This window comes from Exiguobacterium sp. s138 (genome assembly GCF_018618775.1).
Lineage (GTDB): Bacteria > Bacillota > Bacilli > Exiguobacteriales > Exiguobacteriaceae > Exiguobacterium_A > Exiguobacterium_A artemiae.
The window spans coordinates 113,667-135,053 of record NZ_JACSMW010000007.1; the positions used below are offsets into that span (position 1 = coordinate 113,667).

The window sequence follows — 21,387 nt, forward strand, 5'->3', positions numbered from 1 at the left end:
AAAAAAGCCAAACTGCATGTTTCACGCAGTTTGGCTAAAAAATTATGCGGTCGGAACGTCATAGCCGATTTCTTCAATCGCTTCGACAAGACGTTCTGTCGCGACGTCTTCGTGTGTGACGGTGACATTGTTGTCTGCCAGTGAGACGGTTGCATTCGTGACACCGTCGAGTTCGTTTAACGCCGATTCGACGCTTGCTTTACAGTGATTGCACGTCATTCCGACGACAGTTAAAGTTGTTTCTTTCATGATTGGTTTCCTCCTTTGGATAGTGGAATACGTTTTAAGCGTAACGCATTTGTGACGACAGAGACAGAGCTGAATGCCATCGCGGCACCTGCGACCCAAGGGGCAAGCAGTCCGAGGCAGGCAACCGGAATCCCGATTGCATTATAACCGAGGGCGAAAAACAGGTTCTGCCGAATGTTCTTCATCGTTTGTTCGCTGAGACGGATGGCTGTAATGACTTGTTGCAAATCATGTCCAAGTAACGTGACGTCTGCCGCTTCGAGTGCGACATCGGTCCCGCTGCCGAGAGCAATCCCGACATTTGCCGTCGCAAGAGCCGGTGCATCATTGATCCCGTCTCCGACCATCGCGACACGCTGTCCGTTTGCTTGAAGCGTTTTGATGTGATCGGCTTTTTCAATCGGCAAAACGTCGGAAAACACATGGCTGTGTGGTATCTGAAGCTCGGTCGCGAGCTGTAAGGCGACTTCGCGACGGTCTCCGGTCAGCAGGTAGACCGCTTTTGTCTGCTGAATCTCCTGAATGACCTGTTTGGTAGTCGGTTTCAATTCATCGCGGATGGCATATCCGGCTTCTATTATACCGTTGACGGTGACATAGACGACCGTTGCACCGCTTGATGTCCAGTCTGGAAGGGAAAGACCGTGCTCCTGCATCATCCGTACCGATCCGACCATGACATCGTGTCCCATAATCGACCCGCGGACACCGCGTCCGGGATCGACGGTGAAATGTTCGATATCAAAGACGACGTCGCGCTCTTCCGTGATCGCATGAGCGAGTGGATGTTCCGATTTTTTTTCAAGAGCCGCTGCAAAATCCAGTGCCTGTTCCTGTCCGAACGTCTCGATGACGACCGGACGTCCGATCGTCAATGTTCCTGTTTTGTCAAAGACAACCGCATCGACGTGCTGCAACGATTCGAGTTGGGCACCGCCCTTGAACAGAACACCGTGTTCCGCACCTTTGCCGGTTCCCACCATGATCGATGTCGGAGTGGCGAGCCCAAGAGCACAAGGACAGGCGATGACAAGAACGGCGATGGCTGGACGAATTGCTTCGGCGAACGAGCCGGTCGTCCACCACCAGACAGCAAGTGTTACAAGGGCGATGGCGACGACGATTGGGACGAAGATTCCGGAAATCCGGTCCGCCTGACGCTGGATAGGGGCTTTTTCCGTCTGTGCTTGTTCGACGACACGGATGATGCCGGCGAGCATCGTCTCCTGACCGACTTTCGTCGCTTCAATCGTCAGGTATCCGTTCGTGTTCAAGGTGCCGCCAATCACGACGTCACCGGTTCCTTTATGAGCCGGAAGCGGTTCGCCGGTCAACATGGATTCATCGAGATAGGCATCACCCGTTGTGATGATGCCGTCGACTGGGATTTTTTGACCGGGTTTGACGATCAACTGCATACCGGGTTTGACCTGATCGAGCGAAACCGTCCGTTCGACACCTTGTTCCAACACGACGGCATCCGTCGCTTGTAAGGAAAGGAGGCTTTTGATGGCACCGGTCGTCTGTTGTTTGGCACGATCTTCCAGTACTTTCCCGAGCAGCACGAGCGTAATCAGGACGGCACTCGTCTCGAAGTAGAGATTCGGCATCAATGGGTGAATCATCATTTCCGCAACGGAATAGAAATAGGCTGCGGACGTTCCGAGTACGACCAGGACATCCATGTTGGCACTTCCACTGCGAAGACTTTTATAGGCACCGACATAGAAGGGGGCACCGATGACGAACTGGACCGGCGTCGCCAAAGCGAACTGGAACCAGGGATTCATCAGCCAAGGCAGATGGACCGGACTGTTCGGAATGTGGGAGACCATACTGAGCAGTAACGGCAGGGACAAGAAAGCTGCTATCCAAAAGCGATAGAGCATCCGGCGGTTTTGGACCTGTTCATGTGGTGTCGTCTTGATGGTGGCACCGTATCCGATTTTTTTAATCTTATCTAAAATCAGTTGTTCGTCCATTTCTTCCGGAACAGCAATCCGTGCTGTTTCGAGCGGCAGGTTGACGGTGGCTTCGACTCCGTCCATCCGGTTCAACACCTTTTCGATCCGGGCCGAACAGGCGGCACATGTCATGCCTTCGATATTCAGTTCCATTGTTTTCGACATTGAAATCCCTCCTTACTTCTTAAGACGGGCAATAACGGCCATCAGTTCATCAACGTAGACATCGGTATCCTGTTTGCCGGTCGCCGCATCGTGCATACACATTTTGACGTGACGTTCGATGACCTGCAACTCGACTTGGCGGAGCGCCGCTTGAATCGATGCGGTCTGGGTCAGGATATCGATACAATACCGGTCTTCTGCGACCATGTTGGCAATACCGCGGACCTGACCTTCAATTCGTTTTAATCGTTTCATCAAAGCATCTTGTTCCTCGGGTGAACGGGGAACAAGGGGATGATCATGTGTCATGAGGACACCTCTTTTCCGGATTAGTTGATACACCGAGTATATCATATAGGTATAGGGGGTACCAGTATAAAGGTTGGAGCTTGAAAAAACTAAATGAAAAAGGACTGACTCAAAAGTCAGTCCCTTGCTCTGGTACGCTGTTGGATCAACAACGAATCATGTTATTGATTGGAAACTTGCGGTTTAATGATTTGTTCGTTCAATGAACGATTGCTGATGATATCTTCCGCTTGTGTCGACCGTTTGATGAAGAACGAGAGGACAAACGCAAGACCGGCGATGAACGTTGAGATGAAGAACGCATAGTTGATACCGTCAAGCGTTGCCTGCATCACGATTTGTTGTTTCATCGCGGCAGCAGCTTCCGCTGTTGGTTGGCTCGTCATGTTTTTCGCTGCTTCTTGTGCGAGTTCCGTACCACGCGTTTTTGCATGCGTCGACATAATCGTAACGAGCAACGCTGTTCCGATGGCACCCGAGACTTGTTGCAACGTATTATTCATCGCTGTCCCGTGCGGATAGTAACGGGTCGGTAATTGGTTCAAACCGTTTGTTGAGACCGGCATCATAACCATTGACATCCCGAACATCCGGAGGGAATAAAGGACGATGAGATGAGTATACGTCGTATCCATTTTAAGTTGGCTGAAAAGATAGGTTGTGACAACCGTAATGAACAGGCCGGTGATGGCGAGTGGACGACCGCCAATTTTATCGAACAGTTTTCCGTTGATTGGTGACATGACCGCCATTAGGATCGCACCAGGCAGTAACATCAGACCGGCATCAAGCGGAGAAATACCGCGAATCGTCTGAACATAAATCGGTAACAATAACATCCCGGAGAACATGGCGATCGTCACGACGATCGAGATGGCGGACGATAAAGCAAACATTGGATAACGGTAAATCTTGAAGTTGAGCATTGGGCGTTCCATTCTCAATTGACGCATGATGAACGTCACGAGTGCAACGACCCCGATGACTAACGCTAAAATGACTTGAAGACTATCCCAACCTTTTGAACCGGCAGAGCTGAAACCGTACAGAAGACCGCCGAATCCGAATGAAGATAAGACGACGGACATAAAGTCGAGTTTTGCGCCAGAACGTTCTTTGACGTCACGAAGCAGGACGAAGCCGGCGACGAGAACAATCAAAGCAATTGGTGTAATGAAGTGGAACAACATCCGCCAATCGTAATGTTCGATGATCCAACCGGATAGGGTTGGTCCGATCGCAGGAGCCCCCATCATGATGAGGCCGAAGAAGCCCATCGCCGTTCCGCGTTTTTCAATCGGGAAGCTGACGAGCATGACGTTCATCAGAAGCGGCATCATGATTGCAGATCCGGAAGCCTGGATCATCCGTCCGGCAAGCAGGACCGGGAAAGCGTCCGCAAATCCTGCAAGAATCGTACCCGCAGAGAACAGTGTCATCGCGAGCAGGAACAGACGGCGGACCGAGAATTTTTGAATCAGGAAAGCAGAAGTCGGAATCAAAATCCCGTTGACAAGCATGAAACCGGTCGATAACCACTGGACCGTTGACGTTTCAATCTCCAGATCCTTCATGATCGAAGGTAAGGCGATGTTGAGTAAGGTGTTATTTAAGAATGCAATAAAGGCACCGATCATCAATACGGCAAGGATGCCGTAAGGGGGACGAGCGGTAGCAGATTTTTCATGTGACATGGTTTTCCTCCTTAATGAACTAACAGTACACAATTCTATACGGTCGTTATATCTGTTGTCTATCTTAATCTGATTTAGCTTGAATTACAAATATTAATAGCTAAGAAAGGTAATTTTATTTTTTGTGAAGGAGACGGGCGTGAATCGAACGTTGGTTCATTAAAAAACGTGCGCTTTCTCCTGTGTAAACTGCAACAGGAGAAAGCGCACGTTTGGCGAAACGGGGTCGGATTACCCGACATGTGTGTGTAAAGCGTCTGATGTGATGTCATAGTGAGAAGTCGTCCAGACTGCTCGTCCGTCTTGAATGTACAAGACCTGCGGTGATTCGTGCCGGACGTTGTAATGTTCTGCGATGTGATTCGATAACGTCCGTGCTTCCTGAATCAATAAATAGGCAGTCGGAACTGCTGTCTCATCCGCATATTTCGTATAGGCGGAAAAACCGGCCGAACTGATCGGGCAGGTCGTACTGTGTTTACAAATCACAAATGTTGGGTGTTCGGAAACGAATTGGTCGAAGTCGGAAATCGATTGTAGTTTTCTGAGTTGAGTCATTTTTATCAGCCTCCATAAGTCCGTAGACGGTCACTTAACTTCAGATTTTCCCTGTAATCGACCGGACAGTCAATTAAAACGGGTCCGTCACTCAGAAAAGCCTGTTCGAGACAACTGGATAGAGTACCGTGTTCCCCGACACGCAGACCCAGTGCACCAAAGGCGGTAGCCAGTTGAACGAGATCCGGATTGTCGAATTCGATATAAGGTGCACGACCGTAAGCTTGCTGTTGTTTCCATTCAATCAGTCCGTATGTGCCATCGCGCCAGATGATGACGACGATCGGCAATTTCAACCGAACCGCGGTTTCGAGATCCTGACCATTCATTAAGAAGGCACCGTCTCCTGAAGCACAGAGGACACGTTGTTCCGGATGCAACAGTTTAGCGGCAATCGCACTCGACAAGCCATATCCCATCGAAGAAAAACCGTTGGAGATGAACAATTGATTAGGACGTGTCGTCTGAAAATGCCGTCCGAGCCATACTTTGTGGGCACCGACATCGGAAAAAATCATCCCGTCCTCACCTGTTGCCTGTTCGAGCTCACGCACGATGCTTTGAGGATGGAGCGGAAGGGCGAGGGAATACGTCGCCTGGATTTCTTGACGCAGCCGGTCACGGTCCTGTTGCCATCCGGTCCAGGATCGGTTCGGAATACTTTCCGAGAGCAGATGCAAGATATCGGGTAACGAGCCGATCAGATTCGCGACAACAGGATAGAACTGATCGATTTCATGTTGATTGGTATCGATATGCAAAACGGGTGTCTGATTCGGATTCCATTTTGAAGGAGGCAATTCCGTAATGTCGTAGCCGACCGCGATAATTAAATCGCTTTGATCAAGAATCCGTTGATTGTAATCAGCGTTCGGCAAGCCGATCGTATGGGCGGCCAGCTCGTGTAACGAAGACAAGGCGCCTTTTCCCATCATCGTCTCGACGACGGGAGCCCCCAATCGTTCGGCGAAAGCGCGGAAAGCCTCTGTCGCCCCGCTGCGGTTGATTCCGAATCCGGCAATCACGACCGGACGTTCTGCCTGTTCGATTCGTAACAGGACATCACTATCAGTCACGGATGTCGGATGCAGAAAAGTCGGGGGACTGTTCTGTAAAAAGGACATTTTGGCATCGACATCGGCCTTCGCAATATCTTCCGGGAACGACAGATGGGTCGCACCGGGCTTTTCGGAAACAGCCTTTGCGAAAGCCTGACGAACGACTTCTGAAATGACTTCGCCGGAAACAATCGATGTGCTGGATTTGGTAATCGGCCGGTACATCTCGACCAAATCAAACATTTGATGGGACGCTTTATGCTGGCGCCACGTCGCACCTTGTCCGGTGATGGCGACGACAGGGGAGTGATCCATTGTCGCGCTTGCGATCCCCGTCATCATGTTGGTCGCGCCGGGACCGAGCGTCGACAGACAGACACCGGGACGTCCGCTTAACCGACCGAACATCGACGCCATGAAGGCGGCGTTCGTCTCATGACGTGTCGTGATGAACGTGATATCCGATTTACTTATGGCTTCGAGCAGCGTGATGTTCTCTTCACCGGGCACACCGAAGATATGGGTTACGCCTTCCGCTTCCAGACACTGGACAAACCGTTCCGCCGCGTTCATTGATCGAGTCCGCCAATCGATACATATTTGGTCTCGAGGTAGGCTTCGAGACCTTCCGATCCGCCTTCACGACCGACGCCGGACTGTTTCATGCCGCCGAAAGGAGCCTGGGCAGCGGAAGGCACACCGTCATTCCATCCGACGATTCCGTAATCGAGATGCTCGATGGCTTTAAAAGCGCGGGCATAGTTGTTCGTAAAGACATAAGAGGCGAGGCCAAACGGCGTTTGATTGGCATAATGAACGGCTTCTTCATCTGAACTCACACGCTGGACAGGCGCAACCGGACCAAACGTTTCTTCGTTCATGATCAGCATTTGCGGCGTAACGTCAGCGAGTACAGTTGCTTCATAGTAGTAGACATCATTGTCGTCGTCGGTTTGTCCGGATCCGCCGGTCACGATGCGGGCACCGGCCGAGGTGGCATCATCGACATGTTTTTTGACCTTATCGTATCCGGCCTTATTGATCATCGGACCGATTTTCGTCTCCTGATCGAGTCCGTTGCCGGTTTTCAGTTTTGCTGTTTCCTGACCGAGCTTTTCGACGAATTCGTCATAAATCGAGTCCGAAACATAAATCCGGTTACCGCAGACACACGTCTGGCCGCCGTTACGGAACTTCGATTTAATCGTTTCTCTGACGGCAAGATCGAGATCGCAATCGTCAAAGACAAGAATTGGAGCATGTCCACCGAGTTCGAGAGACATCGCTTTGATGGTCTCCGCACCTTGAGCCATCAACGTCCGACCGACTTCCGTCGACCCCGTGAACGTGATTTTGGCGACATGCGGATGTGTCGCCAGCGATTCGCCTAAGTCTTTCCCGCTTCCGGTCACGGCATTGACGACGCCGTCCGGAATCCCGACTTCCTGGCAGAGCTCGAGCAGACGGAGTGCCGTCAATGGAGTAGCCGTCGGTGGTTTTAAGACAAACGTACAGCCTGCGACGAGCGCCGGGGCTAACTTTCGGGTAATCATCGCAGCCGGGAAGTTCCACGGGGTAATCGCAGCGACGACCCCGACCGGTTGTTTGATGACATGAAGGCGTTTCGTCGCATCGTGTGACGGGATGATACGCCCGTAGGCCCGCTTTCCTTCTTCCGCAAACCATTTGACGAAGTTTGCTGCGTATTCGACTTCACCTTCCGATTCCGCAAGCGGTTTTCCCATCTCGAGTGTCATCAAGCGGGCCAATTCGTCTTTTTTCTCGAGCATCTTCGCATACAACTTTTCAAGAAGAGCTGCTCGTTCGTACACGGTCCGTTTCGACCAGTCGGGGAAAGCGTTGTGAGCCGCTTCGACGGCATCGTTGACGTCAGATTTCGTTCCGTTTGGTACACTGCCGACGACTTCACCTGTCGCCGGATTTTTGACATCCGTCCGTTCACGTCCCTGATCGAGCCACTGTCCATTGATTAAAAACTTCCCATTCATCTTACAGAATCCCCCTTTTTAATTCGCATTGTTAAGGATATACCCGAAGATTGAAAAAAAGATTCTCTTTTCCGAAAAAGGTTGTGCAAAAGGCTAGAAATTGACCGATAAACAGTGTAGGATAATTCAGTAAATGTAATGTATTTTCTCGATAATAATTCGTAAAGAAATGAAATTTCTGCATGTATGTGAAGTGATGGAGAATGTCTTGAATCATTGACATTCCAACTAGGTTTGATAAGATGAATATAGGGTAATTGCGCAATCGGTTGCGCTTAAATGAAATCTACCGAGAAACGATATAAAACATCGAGAATTACTATAAAAAAACGGACAACAAAGACTGAAATACGAGAGGATTTATCCATAATGACACAAATGATACCGCGCCCTGAAACGGCACACAAAACACTTACACGAGCTTGGTGGAAAGAAGCCGTTGCTTACCAAATCTATCCACGCAGCTTTTATGATGCAAACAATGATGGAATCGGCGATATCCCGGGTATCATCGCAAAATTGGATTATCTGAAAGATCTCGGAGTCGATGTATTATGGATTTGCCCAATGTTTAAATCACCGAATGATGACAACGGATATGACATCAGTGATTACGAAGATATCATGGACGAATTCGGAACAATGGCCGATTTTGATTTATTAATGGAAGAAGCGCATAAACGTGACATTAAAGTCTTGCTTGATTTGGTCGTCAACCATACGTCGGATGAACACCCGTGGTTCCTTGAGTCGCGTTCATCAAAAGACAACGACAAACGGGATTGGTACATCTGGAAAGATGCCGTCAACGGTGGCGAACCGAACAACTGGGAAAGTATTTTCGGAGGATCGGCTTGGGAATACGACGAAAAAACGGAACAATACTTCCTCCACGTTTTCTCACGCCGTCAGCCGGACTTGAACTGGCGTAATAAAGACATGCGTCAGGCCGTCTATACGATGATCAACTGGTGGCTCGATAAAGGGGTCGACGGATTCCGGATCGATGCCATCAGCCACATTAACAAAGATCAATCGTACGCGGATCTTCCGAATCCACTCGGGATGCCGCATGTGCCATCGTTTGAGATGCACATGAATGTCGAAGGAATCCACGAATACCTTGAAGAATTGAAAAACGAGACGTTCTCAAAATACGACATCATGACAGTCGGTGAAGCGAACGGTGTAACGCCTGAAGAAGCCGATCTTTGGGTCGGAGAAGAAAACGGTAAGATGAACATGGTCTTCCAGTTTGAACACATGGACCTGTGGCGGGCAGATGCCGAAAAAGGCGTCGACGTTGTCAAACTGAAACAAGTTTTGACGAAATGGCAAAAAGGACTTGAAGAAACAGGCTGGAACGCACTGTATCTTGAAAACCACGATAAGGTCCGCTCCGTCTCCCTTTGGGGTGATGAAGGACAATACTGGAAACAAAGCGCGAAGTCACTTGCGATGATGTATTTCTTCATGCAAGGAACACCGTTCATCTATCAAGGACAAGAAATCGGGATGACGAACGTCCAGTTCCCGGATATCTCCGACTACGATGATGTCGCGACGAAAAACATGTACAACATGCAACTGGCATCAGGGAAAACACATGAAGAGATCATGGAAGTCATCTGGAACTCGTCGCGTGATAACTCCCGGACACCGATGCAGTGGACAAATGAACAAAACGGCGGTTTCTCGGAACAATCCCCATGGTTCGGTGTCAATCCGAACTTTGCCGACATCAACGTGGCGGCGCAGCAAGCCGATGAGGATTCGATTCTGAACTTCTATAAACGGATGATTCAAATCCGGAAGATGGAAGAGACGTTGATTTACGGAGAATACGATCTCATTCTTCCGGAAGATACAAAAGTCTATGGTTACACGCGGACGCTCGGAAACGAACAATTCCTGATTGTGACGAACCTGAAAGACGAAGTGGCGGAAGTCGACACCGACATCATCCTCCATTCGGATAACATCATGCTTGCGAACTATGAGACAACGTATCATGAAGGAACCGAACTCACGCTTCAACCTTTTGAAGCACGCCTGTACCGCGTACGTTAAAACAAGGCTGGATTTGGCAGATGCCGAATCCAGCTTTTGCTGTCATGAAAAAAGAAATCAAGAAGATGCAGGACAGAAGAAAATCGTGTACGCTAGACGGTGAGGTGATAGAAGTGAAACCAGTACGTTACCCGGTCCGCCTGCGGCAAGTGACATCGATTCAGGATGACGCGATGCGGGAGTCCGTTGAATTAGAAGCAGACGGGACCTTGTTTGAAACAAAAGACGGGTTTGCCCTGAAGTTCATGCAAGAAGATGAACAGCCGATTGATACGACCATCAAATGGTCGCACGATCAGGTAGCCTTGAACCGGAAAGGTCCGGTCTCGATGCACCATGTCTTCATTTTGGGTCAAAAAACCAAAAGTGGTTATGAGAGTCAGTTTGGTCAGATGGTGATGGAGACGGAAACGGCAACGATTGAAATGACAGAACAACGTATGCAATTCCAATACGATCTGATGATGAATCATCAGCCGGTCGGTCTGTATACGATTGAATTAACTTGGGAACGGAGTGAAACACATGGCGTTTGAACAAACCGTAAAAGAAATGGAACAGATGCTCGAAGAAGATTGGTTTGAATGGTTAGAGAATGACGAGCCGAAATACAATGAATGGCGCGATCAACTCGAAGCACTGGCAGAACAGGTCATGACGGAATACAATTCGAAAGTCGATTCCGATGCGATTGATTCGTTATTATTGATCAACGAAGATTTACCGGTCTTGTACGGAGAAGATACGGTCATGCTCTACACAGCGTTACTTCATGCACGCAAGGAAGATGATTCGGTCTACGAACGTTACTTGACGATTTTAGGGGCGTTTTCAGAAGAAAATCATCCGGCGCTCCGTGAAGTCGAACAGGCCGTGTCGAAAAAAGATTACAAAACAGCATATGCACGTGCCGTTAAATTACCGCAATCGCTTGGATTAGAATAAGTACGTGCCAGAGCAGTTCCATTCAAAGGATATTTGAACGGGCTGCTTTTTTTGATGTTCATGACAAAGGGGGAATCAGCATGAGAACGTTATACCGGATTGTCGTCGGGATTGTCAGACAGGGGGATCAGTTGCTGTTGGTCAAAAATCAGGCGGATGGGGAAAGAGCGGTGTGGAGTCTGCCGGGTGGTGTGATTGAAGCTGGCGAGACGCTGGCGGACGCTTTAAAACGGGAGATCGCAGAAGAAACCGGACTGTCCGTCGAGACGTTCGAACTGGCATACGTGACAGAAAACTTCATCGAACAGTTTGACGCCCACAGTCTCGTTACCTATTTTGAATGTACGATCAGAGGCGAATTGTTACCAAATGATCCTGACCGAGAAGTCGTCGACAGTCAGTGGGTGCCGATCGAACAGTTGGGGGACTATCTCCTGAATCGTGATGTGCTTGAACCGTTGCAGGATTATTTGAATAAAGCATCTAAATCTTATTATTTGTATGAACAGATGGTCTGGTAATCGGGTAAAAGAGATAGAAAAGTTAAGCGATGGAGGCGATGAGATGAAAGCTGTTCAAGTCAATGGATATGGTGGTGTCGAGCAACTCGAAGTCGTGGAACGTCCGGTCCCGACACCGCGCGCTGGGGAAGTCCTGGTTGAAGTGAAAGCATGCGGCATCAACAACACAGAAATTTGGATGCGAGAAGGCGCCTACGGAACGGATGACAAATCGGGTTGGAAACCGGAGGGCGTTCAGTTTCCCCGTGTCCCGGGTTCCGATATCAGCGGCCGGATCATTGAAGTCGGGAGCGGTGTTGATCCCTCCCGAGTTGGTCAAGATGTCGTCCTGTTTCCGTTTACTTCAAGTGGCGCCGATGGAACGGAACACATCAGTGAAGATATGTCGTTCATCGGATCGGAGTATGACGGGGGATATGCCGAGTATGTCGTCTGGCCGGCAACGCTCTGTTACGACATGCCGCTTGACGATTACGTCAAAAGTGCTGTTTTTTCCGTCAGTGGCTTGACGGCATGGCATATGAACGAACAACTCCAGTTACAGCCGGGACAAACCGTCCTCGTAACCGGAGCAAGCGGCGGTGTCGGCTCGTTGAACGTTCAAATCGCCTCGCGGGTGTTTGGAGCAACTGTGATTGCCGTCGTCGGCGACATGAAGATCGAACAGGAATTGAAGCGTCTTGGGGCGAAATACGTCGTGTCTTACCGTTCCGATCAATTGACAGAAGACATCCTAGCTGTTAACAGCGGACCAGTTGACGCCGTACTCGATGTCGTCGGGGATGCGTTATTTAAGACGGCTTTGGCGGTTCTGAAAAACGGCGGTAAATTCTGTATTTCCGGTTCTGCCGGCGGACAACAGACGAACCTCGATTTTCGGATGCTGTACCTGAAGCACTTAACATTTTACGGCTCAGTGCTTGGAACGCGTGACGAGTTCGGACGGATGCTTGAAGCGATTGCTGACGGTAAACTCGAACCGGTCATTGATCGGACGTTTCCGCTTGAGGAAGCGGCGGCAGCCCAGTCGTATTTTAAAGAGACAGGCAAACTCGGGAAAATCGTGTTGATACTGAAGGCGGATTGAAGCATATAGTTTTTTTCTGGAGTAGTCTTGGGAAGCGAATAAATTCTCGATAATTCAAAGAGGACACCGGAATTGAAATCCGGTGCCCTCTTTGAATATGAAGAGTGACGCATCCGTCATCCTTATTTTTTAGAGATAGTTACAGGAAAGAGTATTACACTGCTGATTGTGAAGTCGGAGTTTCAGATAACAACTTTGCATGAATTCCACGTTGTTTTAATGCTTGTTGGAATGAATGGTCAATCGGACGATAGCCTTTTTCGATTAAATCATTGATGTAAATTTTATTGTATAAGAAAGAAAAGACGATATTGACAATCCATCCCCCGAAACCGGCAGTCAAAAGTGTAGTGACGATACCGACAATCAATTGAATCAATCCCCATTTAATATCGCCTCGGAAAAATGCTGGAAAGAATCCAAAAAAGAATGTTGTCCATGAGAATCCTGCTTTTACTTCTTTAATTAAGCCGCTTGAATGTTGTAAAATTCCGTTCAAAGCCAATTACCTCCTACAAAATATACATATATTAGAACTTTTTAATTTTAACCTACTTATTTTTCAATTTAAACGGTTTTTTTGTAAGGTATAGTCAATGATTAAGATAGAAGAAAAAACAGTAAAATAATGAATGAATAGTCATTCATTATATGCTATACTCATATCAAATAATGGCTTTAGGGGGAAAGGGGCTTGTTTTATGGGGACATTTTTACTGATTAACTGGATCGCCTTCCTGCTTGTCGCAGGGTACGCGGGCTATTTATTCGTGACGCTTGTCAAGAGTCGGTACGAGGCGATTCGCCGGGGGAAAAAAGCGGAATGGACGCTGACGAACAAAGAACGTCTGAACGCGGTTCTCGTCAATGTCTTTGGGCAAAAGAAACTGCTGAAGGACAAGAAAAGCGGGACGATTCATGTCATGATGTTTTACGGATTTTTACTCGTTCAATTTGGAGCGATTGATTTCATCTGGAAGGGGCTCGCAGTCGGACAACGCTTCCCGCACATCCCGCTCGGTCCACTGTATCCGATTTTTACATTTTTCCAGGAAATCGTTATGCTCGTCATTCTGGTGGCGGTCGTTTGGGGATTCTACCGCCGTTATGTTGAAAAATTGGTCCGTCTGAAACGGAACTTCATGGCCGGACTGGCCTTGATTTTCATCGGTGGATTAATGATCGCGGTCCTGTTTGGAAACGGATTTTTCCTCGTCTATGAAAATCATTCAACGTTCGGTGAACCGGTGGCATCGGCGATTGCATTTTTATTCAGCTGGGTACCGCAACAAGTCGCCTTCGGATTATTCGTTTTCTTCTGGTGGGCACACTTACTGTTCTTACTCAGCTTCATGGTCTACATTCCGCAAGGGAAACACGCCCACCTGATTGCCGGAACAGCCAACGTCTGGCTCGGCCGGACGTCAAAAGTCGGACGCCTCGCACCGATTGATCTGTCAGTCATGGAAGAAGCAGAAGACGACGAGGCAGAATTCAGCTTTGGTGTTAACCGGATTGAAGATTTTAATCAAAAGCAACTCGTTGACTTGTATGCCTGTGTCGAATGCGGCCGCTGTACGAATATGTGTCCGGCCAGCGGAACCGGAAAAATGCTGTCACCGATGGACCTGATCGTTAAACTGCGTGATCACCTGAATATGAAGACGGCGGCGATCACCCAAAAATCTCCGTGGGCACCAGCGTTTGCCTTTGAAGGGTCACAGGGAAATCAGATTGCGTCACTTGCTGCGGCCGGACAGATGGATGTCGTTCCGGATTCGTTGATCGGTAACGTCATCACTGAAGAAGAGATTTGGGCCTGCACGACATGCCGGAATTGTGAAGACCAATGTCCGGTCATGAACGAACACGTTGATAAAATCATCGACCTCCGTCGTCACCTTGTGATGATGGAAGGGAAAATGGATCCCGAGATGCAGCGGACGATGGCGAACATCGAACGCCAGGGGAATCCATGGGGGATGAACCGGAAAGAACGCGAAAACTGGCGCAAAACGCGCGAAGAGCTGGTCGTCCCGACTGCAAAAGAAAAGAAAAAAGCCGGCGAAGAGTTCGAGTACCTCTTCTGGGTCGGCGCGATGGGCTCGTACGACAGCCGCAGTCAAAAAATCGCGATGGCGTTTGCACGGATCCTGAATGAAGCGGACATCTCGTTTGCGATTCTCGGAAACGATGAGAAAAACTCCGGTGATACACCACGCCGCATCGGGAATGAAGTTCTGTTCCAAGAACTCGCGGAAGCAAACATCAAATCGTTTGAGAAATACGATGTTAAAAAAATCGTCACGATTGATCCGCATGCGTACAATACGTTCAAAAACGAGTACCCGGACTTTGGTCTCAGCCCGGACGTCGAAGTGTATCACCATACGGAGCTGCTCGCCCGGTTGATTGACGATCAACGGATTAAACCGGTTCATGAGGTCAGTGAACGGGTCGTCTACCATGATTCGTGTTACCTCGGGCGTTACAATGACATTTATGATGCACCACGTTATATCTTAGAGAAAATTCCGGGTATCACGCTTGTCGAAACGGAACGCAACCGGGAAAAAGGAATGTGTTGTGGAGCCGGCGGTGGGATGATGTGGCAGGAAGAAAAAGTCGGCGCACGGGTCAACGTCGCACGGACCGAACAGTTGTTGACGGTGCAACCATCCGTCATCGGATCAGCTTGTCCGTACTGCCTGACGATGCTCAGCGACGGAACGAAGGCGAAAGAGGTCGACGAGCAAGTCGCGACCTATGATGTCGTCGAACTGCTCGAACGGTCAATCGTCGGAACACCAATGAAGGAAGCGGTAACAAACTAAGTTTAAAAAATAGCTTGAGCAAACGGAACGTCTCCTCTAAGAAAGAGGGGGCGTTTTTTAAAGGTGCCTAATAAGCATAACGTTGTTGTGTACGGTTTAACCGTGGTATGATAAAAGCATTATTTAATGAGAGGGAGGTGAGGATCTTTGGGAAGGCGTTGCTTAAAATCGGTCAGGTCGCGGAGGCCACCGGCTTATCAAAACGGACCATCGACTACTATACATCGCTCGGTTTATTAACAACAGAGCGGACACCAGCTGGTTATCGTTTGTATACGGAAGATGTCGTCCAGCATATTCAAAAGATTGAGTATTTAAAGACACAACGGCTTTCCCTGCAAGAGATTCTTGCTTTCTTCACCGAGCGTGAAGTCAAAACGGGTGATGCCATTTATCAAGAAGTACAGCAGCTTCAAGAAAGCGTCAACGGTCTCGAACATCGTTTATTGCAATCGACCGACTATGAGAAACAGGAGATTCGTCTCGAACTGTCTCAACGTCTGACATTGATTGCTTCCCTGATTGCGCAGCTGTAACAACAAAATGGAGGTGACCCCTGTTTAGGGGATTTTGGATACTATATTATTTATCAATTTATTTTTAGTGGTGTTATTGATCGTGTTGACCGCGTTTTTTGTTGGATCAGAGTTTGCGGTCGTCAAGGTACGGATGTCGCGTCTGGATCAAATGATTCAGGAAGGAAATAAGAGTGCCGTCCTGGCGAAGAAGATTGCCGGGGACCTGGACTATTACTTGTCTGCCTGTCAGCTTGGCATCACGGTAACGGCACTTGGTCTTGGTGCACTCGGTGAACCGACCGTCGAAAAAATCCTGCACCCGGTGTTTGATGAATTCGGCGTCTCGGCTGCCGTCTCGACTTTGTTGTCATTCGGGATTGCCTTTGTTTCCGTGACGTTCCTACACGTCGTCATCGGAGAACTTGCTCCGAAGACGTTAGCGATTCAATATGCGGAAAAAATGACCTTATTGTTTGCCCGTCCCCTGTATATCTTCGGGAAAATCCTGTATCCGTTCATTTGGTTACTCAATGGTTCAGCCCGCTTTTTCCTTGGATTATTCGGTGTCAAACCGGCTGGTCACGAACAAGCCCACTCAGAAGATGAATTGAAAATCATCATGGCACAAAGTTTTCAAAGCGGAGAAATCAATCAGACGGAACTCGCACTGATGCAGAATGTTTTTGCATTTGACGAGCATATCGTCAAAGATTTGATGGTTCCACGGATGCGAATGGCGACGATCTCAGAACGATTGTCAAAAGACGAGCTGATGGAAATATTCATGGATAATCCGTTTACCCGTTATCCGGTCACGGAAGAAAATGATAAGGACCGGATTCTCGGTTATGTCAACGTCAAGGAGATGTTGACGGACTTCGCCAATGGAAACCATCATCCGGTCACACATTACGTGAAGGATTTACCGGTCGTCTCGGAAGTCACTTCGCTCCAGGACACGTTACGGAAGATGAAAAAGACGCGGTCACATATCGTCCTCGTCGTTGATGAGTATGGCGGAACAGCCGGCATCGTCGCGATGGAAGACTTACTCGAAGAAATCGTCGGTGAGATTCGGGACGAGTTTGATACGGATGAAGTCGAAGAAATTCAAGAGTTGCCGAACAATGAGTATTTGGTCGCGGGAACCGTTTTGCTTGAAGATCTCGAAGCCCGGTTCGGTATGACGTTTACGAACGACGAAGACGTCGATACGATCGGCGGTTGGATCCAAATGCATAACATCGACCTGCAACCGGGAGAACACATTGATACGGAAGCCTTCTCGGTCGAAGTGATCGAGATGGAGAACTATCAAATCAATCAGATCAAATTATGGTTACATCCGCTTGAACAAGCGGAATAACCGACAGCATCTTTCGTCCTGTACGAAAGGTGCTTTTTTTTTAGGACAAGTCATCAGTCAAAAATTGAAAATCCGACTGATTGTGTAAAGAAGACAAATCGTAGTAGGGAAACGAGGGAGGAAGCGGGAAAGAGTAAAGAGACGAGAGATTATTTTTTTTTTGAGAAGGGAGACGTCCCGTGCTTGAGCAAATCCCGTTTTTACTCAGCCGCTTAGGCATGTTAGCCTTACTGGCTTTTTTATTGTCGCAATGGCGGATATCGCGCCATTTGTTTCAAACGTCGTCGCGCCGTAGTCATCGTTTCATTTTGCTGAGTGTTTTTGTCGTATCGGGTATTTTGATGAACTATGCCGGAATTGGTCTTTCGCCGGATAAAACGATTGATCCGTTACTCGGATTAGCCGTTTCACCGGACCAGTGGATCGTCGACACCCGATTGACGATTATCGTCACGAGTGGTCTGCTTGGTGGTCCGCTCGTCGGCGGTTTGACCGGGTTACTGGTCGGATTTCACCGGTATTACCTCGGTACATTCGGTGCGGAATCGGCTTGGATCATTGCGGTTGGAACAGGATTGTTGAGTGGGTTGTACAGTCGCCAGTGGCGCAGGAAAGACGGCTATTCCTTGCTCCAACCGATTGGTATCGTCTTAACTGCTGTCATCCTCGACATTGGTGTAGCATTGATGTTGGCGCCGGACCAAGCCCTTGTACTGGAATTGACACGTCAAGCCGTCTTTCCGATGTTGTTTACGAATGCAGTCGGAATCAGTGTCTTCATTGCGATCTTACGGACGCAGTTGAAAATTGAGAATGAATTGTTCGTTCGCGAATCCGCACGTTCCTATCGTTTATTGGATGCGATTCGTCCGTTGCGTAAAAGTGGCATGACGGTTGATGTCGCCTGGAAAATCGGATCGACAATCTTGGAAGAAACGAAAATCAACCGTGTCGTTTTACTTGGACCGGATGGGATTTTGGCCGATGTCCGGACGGGACACGATACAGCGGATTTATTCCAGCATCAGACGATTTTGGAATGGGTGGAGACGGCTGCCGTTTACCGGTCGGAAGATGAGCTGACGCGTCAAATCATCTCGTTTCATCCTTTACAGGTCGAGGGGAAGAAAGCTGGCATTGTCTGTTGGTTTCCGGTCCATCTGTTCGATGATACGATGGAGCGAACGATGGAACAGTTGGTGGATCTTTTGGCACGCGAACTTGTCGTTCACCAAGAGGAACAACTGAATCAATTTCCGAACACCAGTATTAAACCGATCCTGAGTCCGAACTACCTCCTCGGGATCGTCGATGAAATCCATCAGACGGCTGATCCGGATACCCCGGTCAAACAACAGCTCGGAGCTTTGCGACAACTGCTTACGACAGCACGACGACTCGACATGTATCCCTTACGTGAAGAATTACTGACCTTAAAATCTTACTTGTCGCTGGAAGGAATCCGCCGGCATCATCCATTGACACCGGCTGCGGTCACGATTGATTTAGATATCGAAACGGCCGTTGAAGAACATTTTGTCTTTCCGTTGCTCGTGACACAGCTTGTCGATAATGCGTTACGCCATGCCTTTCCCCAAAGCGGTCCGTATCACCGGATTGATGTCCGGGCATTTCAGGAAGAGACACACTGGGTGCTTGAAGTGTCGGACAACGGAGTCGGCATACCGGCCGAATTCTTAAAACGCTGGGAGCAGGATAAAAAGACGCAAACGAGTAATTTGTTTTTATTACGACGTGCTCTTCACCGGCGATACGGTGAGCAGGCGGGGTGTACGATTTATTCCCGACCGGGTGGAACACGCTTGAAACTGACGTTGCCCCTTACGACCGATCAGATGTAACAATCGTTCGATTCGGATTACCGGAATCGAACGATTGTTTTTTTTTAGCCAATCCTGGGTAAAAATGAAAGCAAGAGTAGATCGATACAGGAGGATAAGCGCATGATTACAACAAAAGAAGTCGGTTTTTCCGGCGAGCAGCCGATCATCGCTTTTACATTGATGAATCGTAACGGACACAGCGTGGAATTACTCAATTTGGGCGGGAAAATCACGGCAATCCGTGTTCCGGATCAACACGGGACAATTGAGAATGTCGTCTTAGCCTTTGATGATATGGAAGAATATTTAGAAGATCCCCACCATTTAGGGGCAACAATCGGACGGGTCGGCGGGCGGATCGCCAACGGAGCGTTTGCATTAGAAGGGATGAACTATATCCTGGAGCAAAACGAAGGAGAGCATCACCTTCATGGAGGGAGCGTCAACTGGTCGAATCGTTTTTTTGATTATGAAATCGACGGTGAGCTGTTACATCTGCTCTTGACGAGTCCGGATGGAGAAAACGGCTATCCGGGTCAACTGGATGTCCGGTTGACGATTGACTGGACGGACGAAGATGTACTGATTTTGACGTATCACGCGACGACGACGGCATCGACACCATTCAGTCCGACGAATCATACGTATTTTAATTTGACAGGAAATGCGAAAACGACGATTGAGCAACATCGTCTCCGGATGGATGCACCGTTTTACGTACCGCTAAATGAAGAGTCGGTTCCGACGGGCGAGATTTTATCCGTCAACGAGACCGTCTTTGACTTCCGCAAAGCGCGTTCTCTGTATGAAGTGACGCATGCGAGTGACGAAGCGTTGCGCCAGGCCGGCAGTGGTGTTGACCACCCGTTTTTACTGAAAGAAGGCGGAGAAATCGTCTTAGAGGAACCGGTCAGTGGCCGGATTTTACGTGTGGAAACCGATCACCCGGGTGTCGTCGTCTATACGGGAAATCATTTGGCAGGAGACTTTACAATCGCCGGGCGCCGGGCGACACCCTATCTCGGGATTTGTCTTGAGACACAAGGATTGCCGGACGCGATCAATCAACCGGATTTTCCGTCTGTCGTTTTGCGGGCAGGCGAGGTCTATGAAAAGCGGACAACCTTCCAATTTAGTCGAGTGCAGTAACGTTTTTTTGCTAACATCCGAAGCGAATGTGGTAGGATAAAGCGAGAAGAATCTAACGGAGGCATAGGAAAATGACTAAAATAGCATGGGTGACCGATAGTATGGCCTATTTCAAAAAGGAAGAGGCAGAAGCAATCGGCGTCAATGTCGTACCGATTCAAATCATGCTCGGTGAGACAGCATACAACGAAGATACGATTACTGTCGAACGGTTATTCCGAGCGCTTGAGGCAGACAAGAAGTTAGTTGCCAAGACCTCGCAACCGATTTTTGGGGAGTTCGTAGGGACGTATGAACGGTTAAAAGAAGAAGGATACGACTGTGCGATTGCCGTCCACTGTACAAACGGTTTGTCGAGTACGGTCCAAAGTTCAGCATCAGCAGCGGAAGCGGCGAGCTTCCCGGTCCACATCATCGATTCACATACAGCATTTGAAAACCAGCAGGAGTTCATCCGTTTCGGGATGGCGCTTGAAGCAGCAGGTAAATCAGTCGAAGAAATTACGGCTGCCTTGCATGCATTGGCAAAGAAGACACATTTTTATATGATCGTCGGGAACATGGAGACGATGCGCCGGGGTGGACGTGTCTCGTCCGGTGATTTGTTCCTTGCTAACCTGCTCAGCATCAAACCAATCATCACGACGGATGAAGCGGGAAAAATCGTCCCGTTTAAAAAAGCGCGGTCGCTGAAAAAGGCGTACATCGAAATCATCAAACAGGTCGAAGAAGCGATGCGTCAGCATACGTTTTATAAAAACCGGATTTATGTCGCGACGACGATGGCACCAGAGATGGCAGCCGATTTACGGACACAAGTCGCAGCAAAATTCCCGGAACTGACGGTGCTCGACGGCACGTTCGGTCCGGCAATCGGAACACACGCCGGAGCAGAAACAGTCGGCTTGTTCTGGCTGAATGACTAAAAAACAATGAAAAACCAGAATCGATTCCTTGAGTGAACTGAACCCTGAATGGTGGACACTTGATAAAAGACCCCATTCGGGGTTTTTTGTGTTTAAAGAAATCGATATACTGTACCTATTC

Annotated in this window: 19 protein-coding genes; 11 read left to right on the forward strand and 8 right to left on the reverse strand. The window is 48.8% G+C overall.

Annotated features, from left to right (window positions below; translation table 11 throughout):
- Positions 1 to 42 precede the first annotated feature (42 nt).
- The 7 genes from KNP91_RS13650 to KNP91_RS13680 all read right to left on the reverse strand — a co-directional run bounded on the left by KNP91_RS13650 (position 43) and on the right by KNP91_RS13680 (position 8,006).
- Positions 43 to 249 (reverse strand): cation transporter, encoded by a 207-nt coding sequence (locus KNP91_RS13650; protein WP_214767056.1) that lies wholly within the window; start codon positions 247 to 249, stop codon positions 43 to 45.
- The gene (locus tag KNP91_RS13655) at positions 246 to 2,378 is read right to left on the reverse strand and encodes a heavy metal translocating P-type ATPase (RefSeq protein ID WP_214850540.1); all 2,133 of its coding nucleotides are present in this window, start codon (positions 2,376 to 2,378) and stop codon (positions 246 to 248) included. Before KNP91_RS13655 ends, KNP91_RS13650 begins: the two co-directional genes overlap by 4 nt.
- Positions 2,379 to 2,390: 12 nt before the next feature.
- A complete protein-coding gene (locus KNP91_RS13660) occupies positions 2,391 to 2,687 on the reverse strand; it encodes a metal-sensitive transcriptional regulator (protein WP_012369170.1) in 297 nt (98 codons plus the stop codon).
- Positions 2,688 to 2,848: 161 nt separating this feature from the next.
- A complete protein-coding gene (locus tag KNP91_RS13665; RefSeq protein ID WP_012369171.1) occupies positions 2,849 to 4,381 on the reverse strand; it encodes a DHA2 family efflux MFS transporter permease subunit in 1,533 nt (510 codons plus the stop codon).
- 231 nt (positions 4,382 to 4,612) lie between these two features.
- Positions 4,613 to 4,939 carry a bacillithiol system redox-active protein YtxJ gene (ytxJ, locus tag KNP91_RS13670; RefSeq protein WP_012369172.1) on the reverse strand — a complete coding sequence of 109 codons (327 nt, stop codon included), beginning with the start codon at positions 4,937 to 4,939 and terminating at the stop codon, positions 4,613 to 4,615.
- A gap of 5 nt (positions 4,940 to 4,944) precedes the next feature.
- Positions 4,945 to 6,570: an acetolactate synthase large subunit gene (locus KNP91_RS13675; RefSeq protein WP_214850543.1), complete on the reverse strand. Its 1,626-nt coding sequence runs from the start codon at positions 6,568 to 6,570 to the stop codon at positions 4,945 to 4,947.
- Positions 6,567 to 8,006 carry an NAD-dependent succinate-semialdehyde dehydrogenase gene (locus tag KNP91_RS13680; RefSeq protein ID WP_012369174.1) on the reverse strand — a complete coding sequence of 480 codons (1,440 nt, stop codon included), beginning with the start codon at positions 8,004 to 8,006 and terminating at the stop codon, positions 6,567 to 6,569. The genes KNP91_RS13675 and KNP91_RS13680 overlap by 4 nt, the downstream gene beginning before the upstream one ends.
- Before the next feature lie 369 nt (positions 8,007 to 8,375).
- On the opposite strand from KNP91_RS13680, the gene KNP91_RS13685 reads away from it, so the two are divergent.
- From KNP91_RS13685 to KNP91_RS13705, 5 genes are all read left to right on the forward strand, one after another.
- Complete coding sequence (locus tag KNP91_RS13685; RefSeq protein ID WP_214850547.1) at positions 8,376 to 10,076, forward strand: glycoside hydrolase family 13 protein; 1,701 nt, start codon at positions 8,376 to 8,378, stop codon at positions 10,074 to 10,076.
- 20 nt (positions 10,077 to 10,096) lie between these two features.
- The gene (locus KNP91_RS13690) at positions 10,097 to 10,612 is read left to right on the forward strand and encodes a YwiB family protein (RefSeq protein ID WP_214850551.1); all 516 of its coding nucleotides are present in this window, start codon (positions 10,097 to 10,099) and stop codon (positions 10,610 to 10,612) included.
- The gene (locus KNP91_RS13695) at positions 10,602 to 11,021 is read left to right on the forward strand and encodes a hypothetical protein (protein ID WP_012369178.1); all 420 of its coding nucleotides are present in this window, start codon (positions 10,602 to 10,604) and stop codon (positions 11,019 to 11,021) included. Before KNP91_RS13690 ends, KNP91_RS13695 begins: the two co-directional genes overlap by 11 nt.
- Before the next feature lie 80 nt (positions 11,022 to 11,101).
- Positions 11,102 to 11,542, forward strand: a complete 441-nt coding sequence (locus KNP91_RS13700) for an NUDIX domain-containing protein (RefSeq protein WP_214767048.1) — start codon at positions 11,102 to 11,104, stop codon at positions 11,540 to 11,542.
- A 43-nt stretch (positions 11,543 to 11,585) separates the two neighbouring features.
- Entirely contained in the window at positions 11,586 to 12,629 is a 1,044-nt protein-coding gene (locus KNP91_RS13705; protein ID WP_214850553.1) for a zinc-binding dehydrogenase, read from the forward strand.
- Between the two features lie 154 nt (positions 12,630 to 12,783).
- Here KNP91_RS13705 and KNP91_RS13710 read toward each other — a convergent pair whose 3' ends face one another.
- Complete coding sequence (locus KNP91_RS13710; RefSeq protein ID WP_012369181.1) at positions 12,784 to 13,128, reverse strand: hypothetical protein; 345 nt, start codon at positions 13,126 to 13,128, stop codon at positions 12,784 to 12,786.
- A 202-nt stretch (positions 13,129 to 13,330) separates the two neighbouring features.
- Between KNP91_RS13710 and KNP91_RS13715 the strand changes: the two genes are divergently transcribed.
- The 6 genes from KNP91_RS13715 (at position 13,331) to KNP91_RS13740 (ending at position 21,266) form a co-directional block, all read left to right on the forward strand.
- Complete coding sequence (locus tag KNP91_RS13715; protein ID WP_012369182.1) at positions 13,331 to 15,463, forward strand: (Fe-S)-binding protein; 2,133 nt, start codon at positions 13,331 to 13,333, stop codon at positions 15,461 to 15,463.
- Between the two features lie 137 nt (positions 15,464 to 15,600).
- Entirely contained in the window at positions 15,601 to 15,999 is a 399-nt protein-coding gene (locus tag KNP91_RS13720) for a MerR family transcriptional regulator (protein WP_214767042.1), read from the forward strand.
- A gap of 34 nt (positions 16,000 to 16,033) precedes the next feature.
- Positions 16,034 to 17,347 carry a hemolysin family protein gene (locus tag KNP91_RS13725; protein WP_012369184.1) on the forward strand — a complete coding sequence of 438 codons (1,314 nt, stop codon included), beginning with the start codon at positions 16,034 to 16,036 and terminating at the stop codon, positions 17,345 to 17,347.
- 179 nt (positions 17,348 to 17,526) lie between these two features.
- Positions 17,527 to 19,209 (forward strand): LytS/YhcK type 5TM receptor domain-containing protein, encoded by a 1,683-nt coding sequence (locus KNP91_RS13730; RefSeq protein ID WP_214850556.1) that lies wholly within the window; start codon positions 17,527 to 17,529, stop codon positions 19,207 to 19,209.
- 102 nt (positions 19,210 to 19,311) lie between these two features.
- Positions 19,312 to 20,340, forward strand: coding sequence for an aldose epimerase family protein (locus tag KNP91_RS13735; RefSeq protein ID WP_214767038.1), 1,029 nt, complete (start codon positions 19,312 to 19,314; stop codon positions 20,338 to 20,340).
- Positions 20,341 to 20,411: 71 nt separating this feature from the next.
- Positions 20,412 to 21,266, forward strand: coding sequence for a DegV family protein (locus KNP91_RS13740; RefSeq protein WP_026829474.1), 855 nt, complete (start codon positions 20,412 to 20,414; stop codon positions 21,264 to 21,266).
- Positions 21,267 to 21,387: the final 121 nt, after the last annotated feature.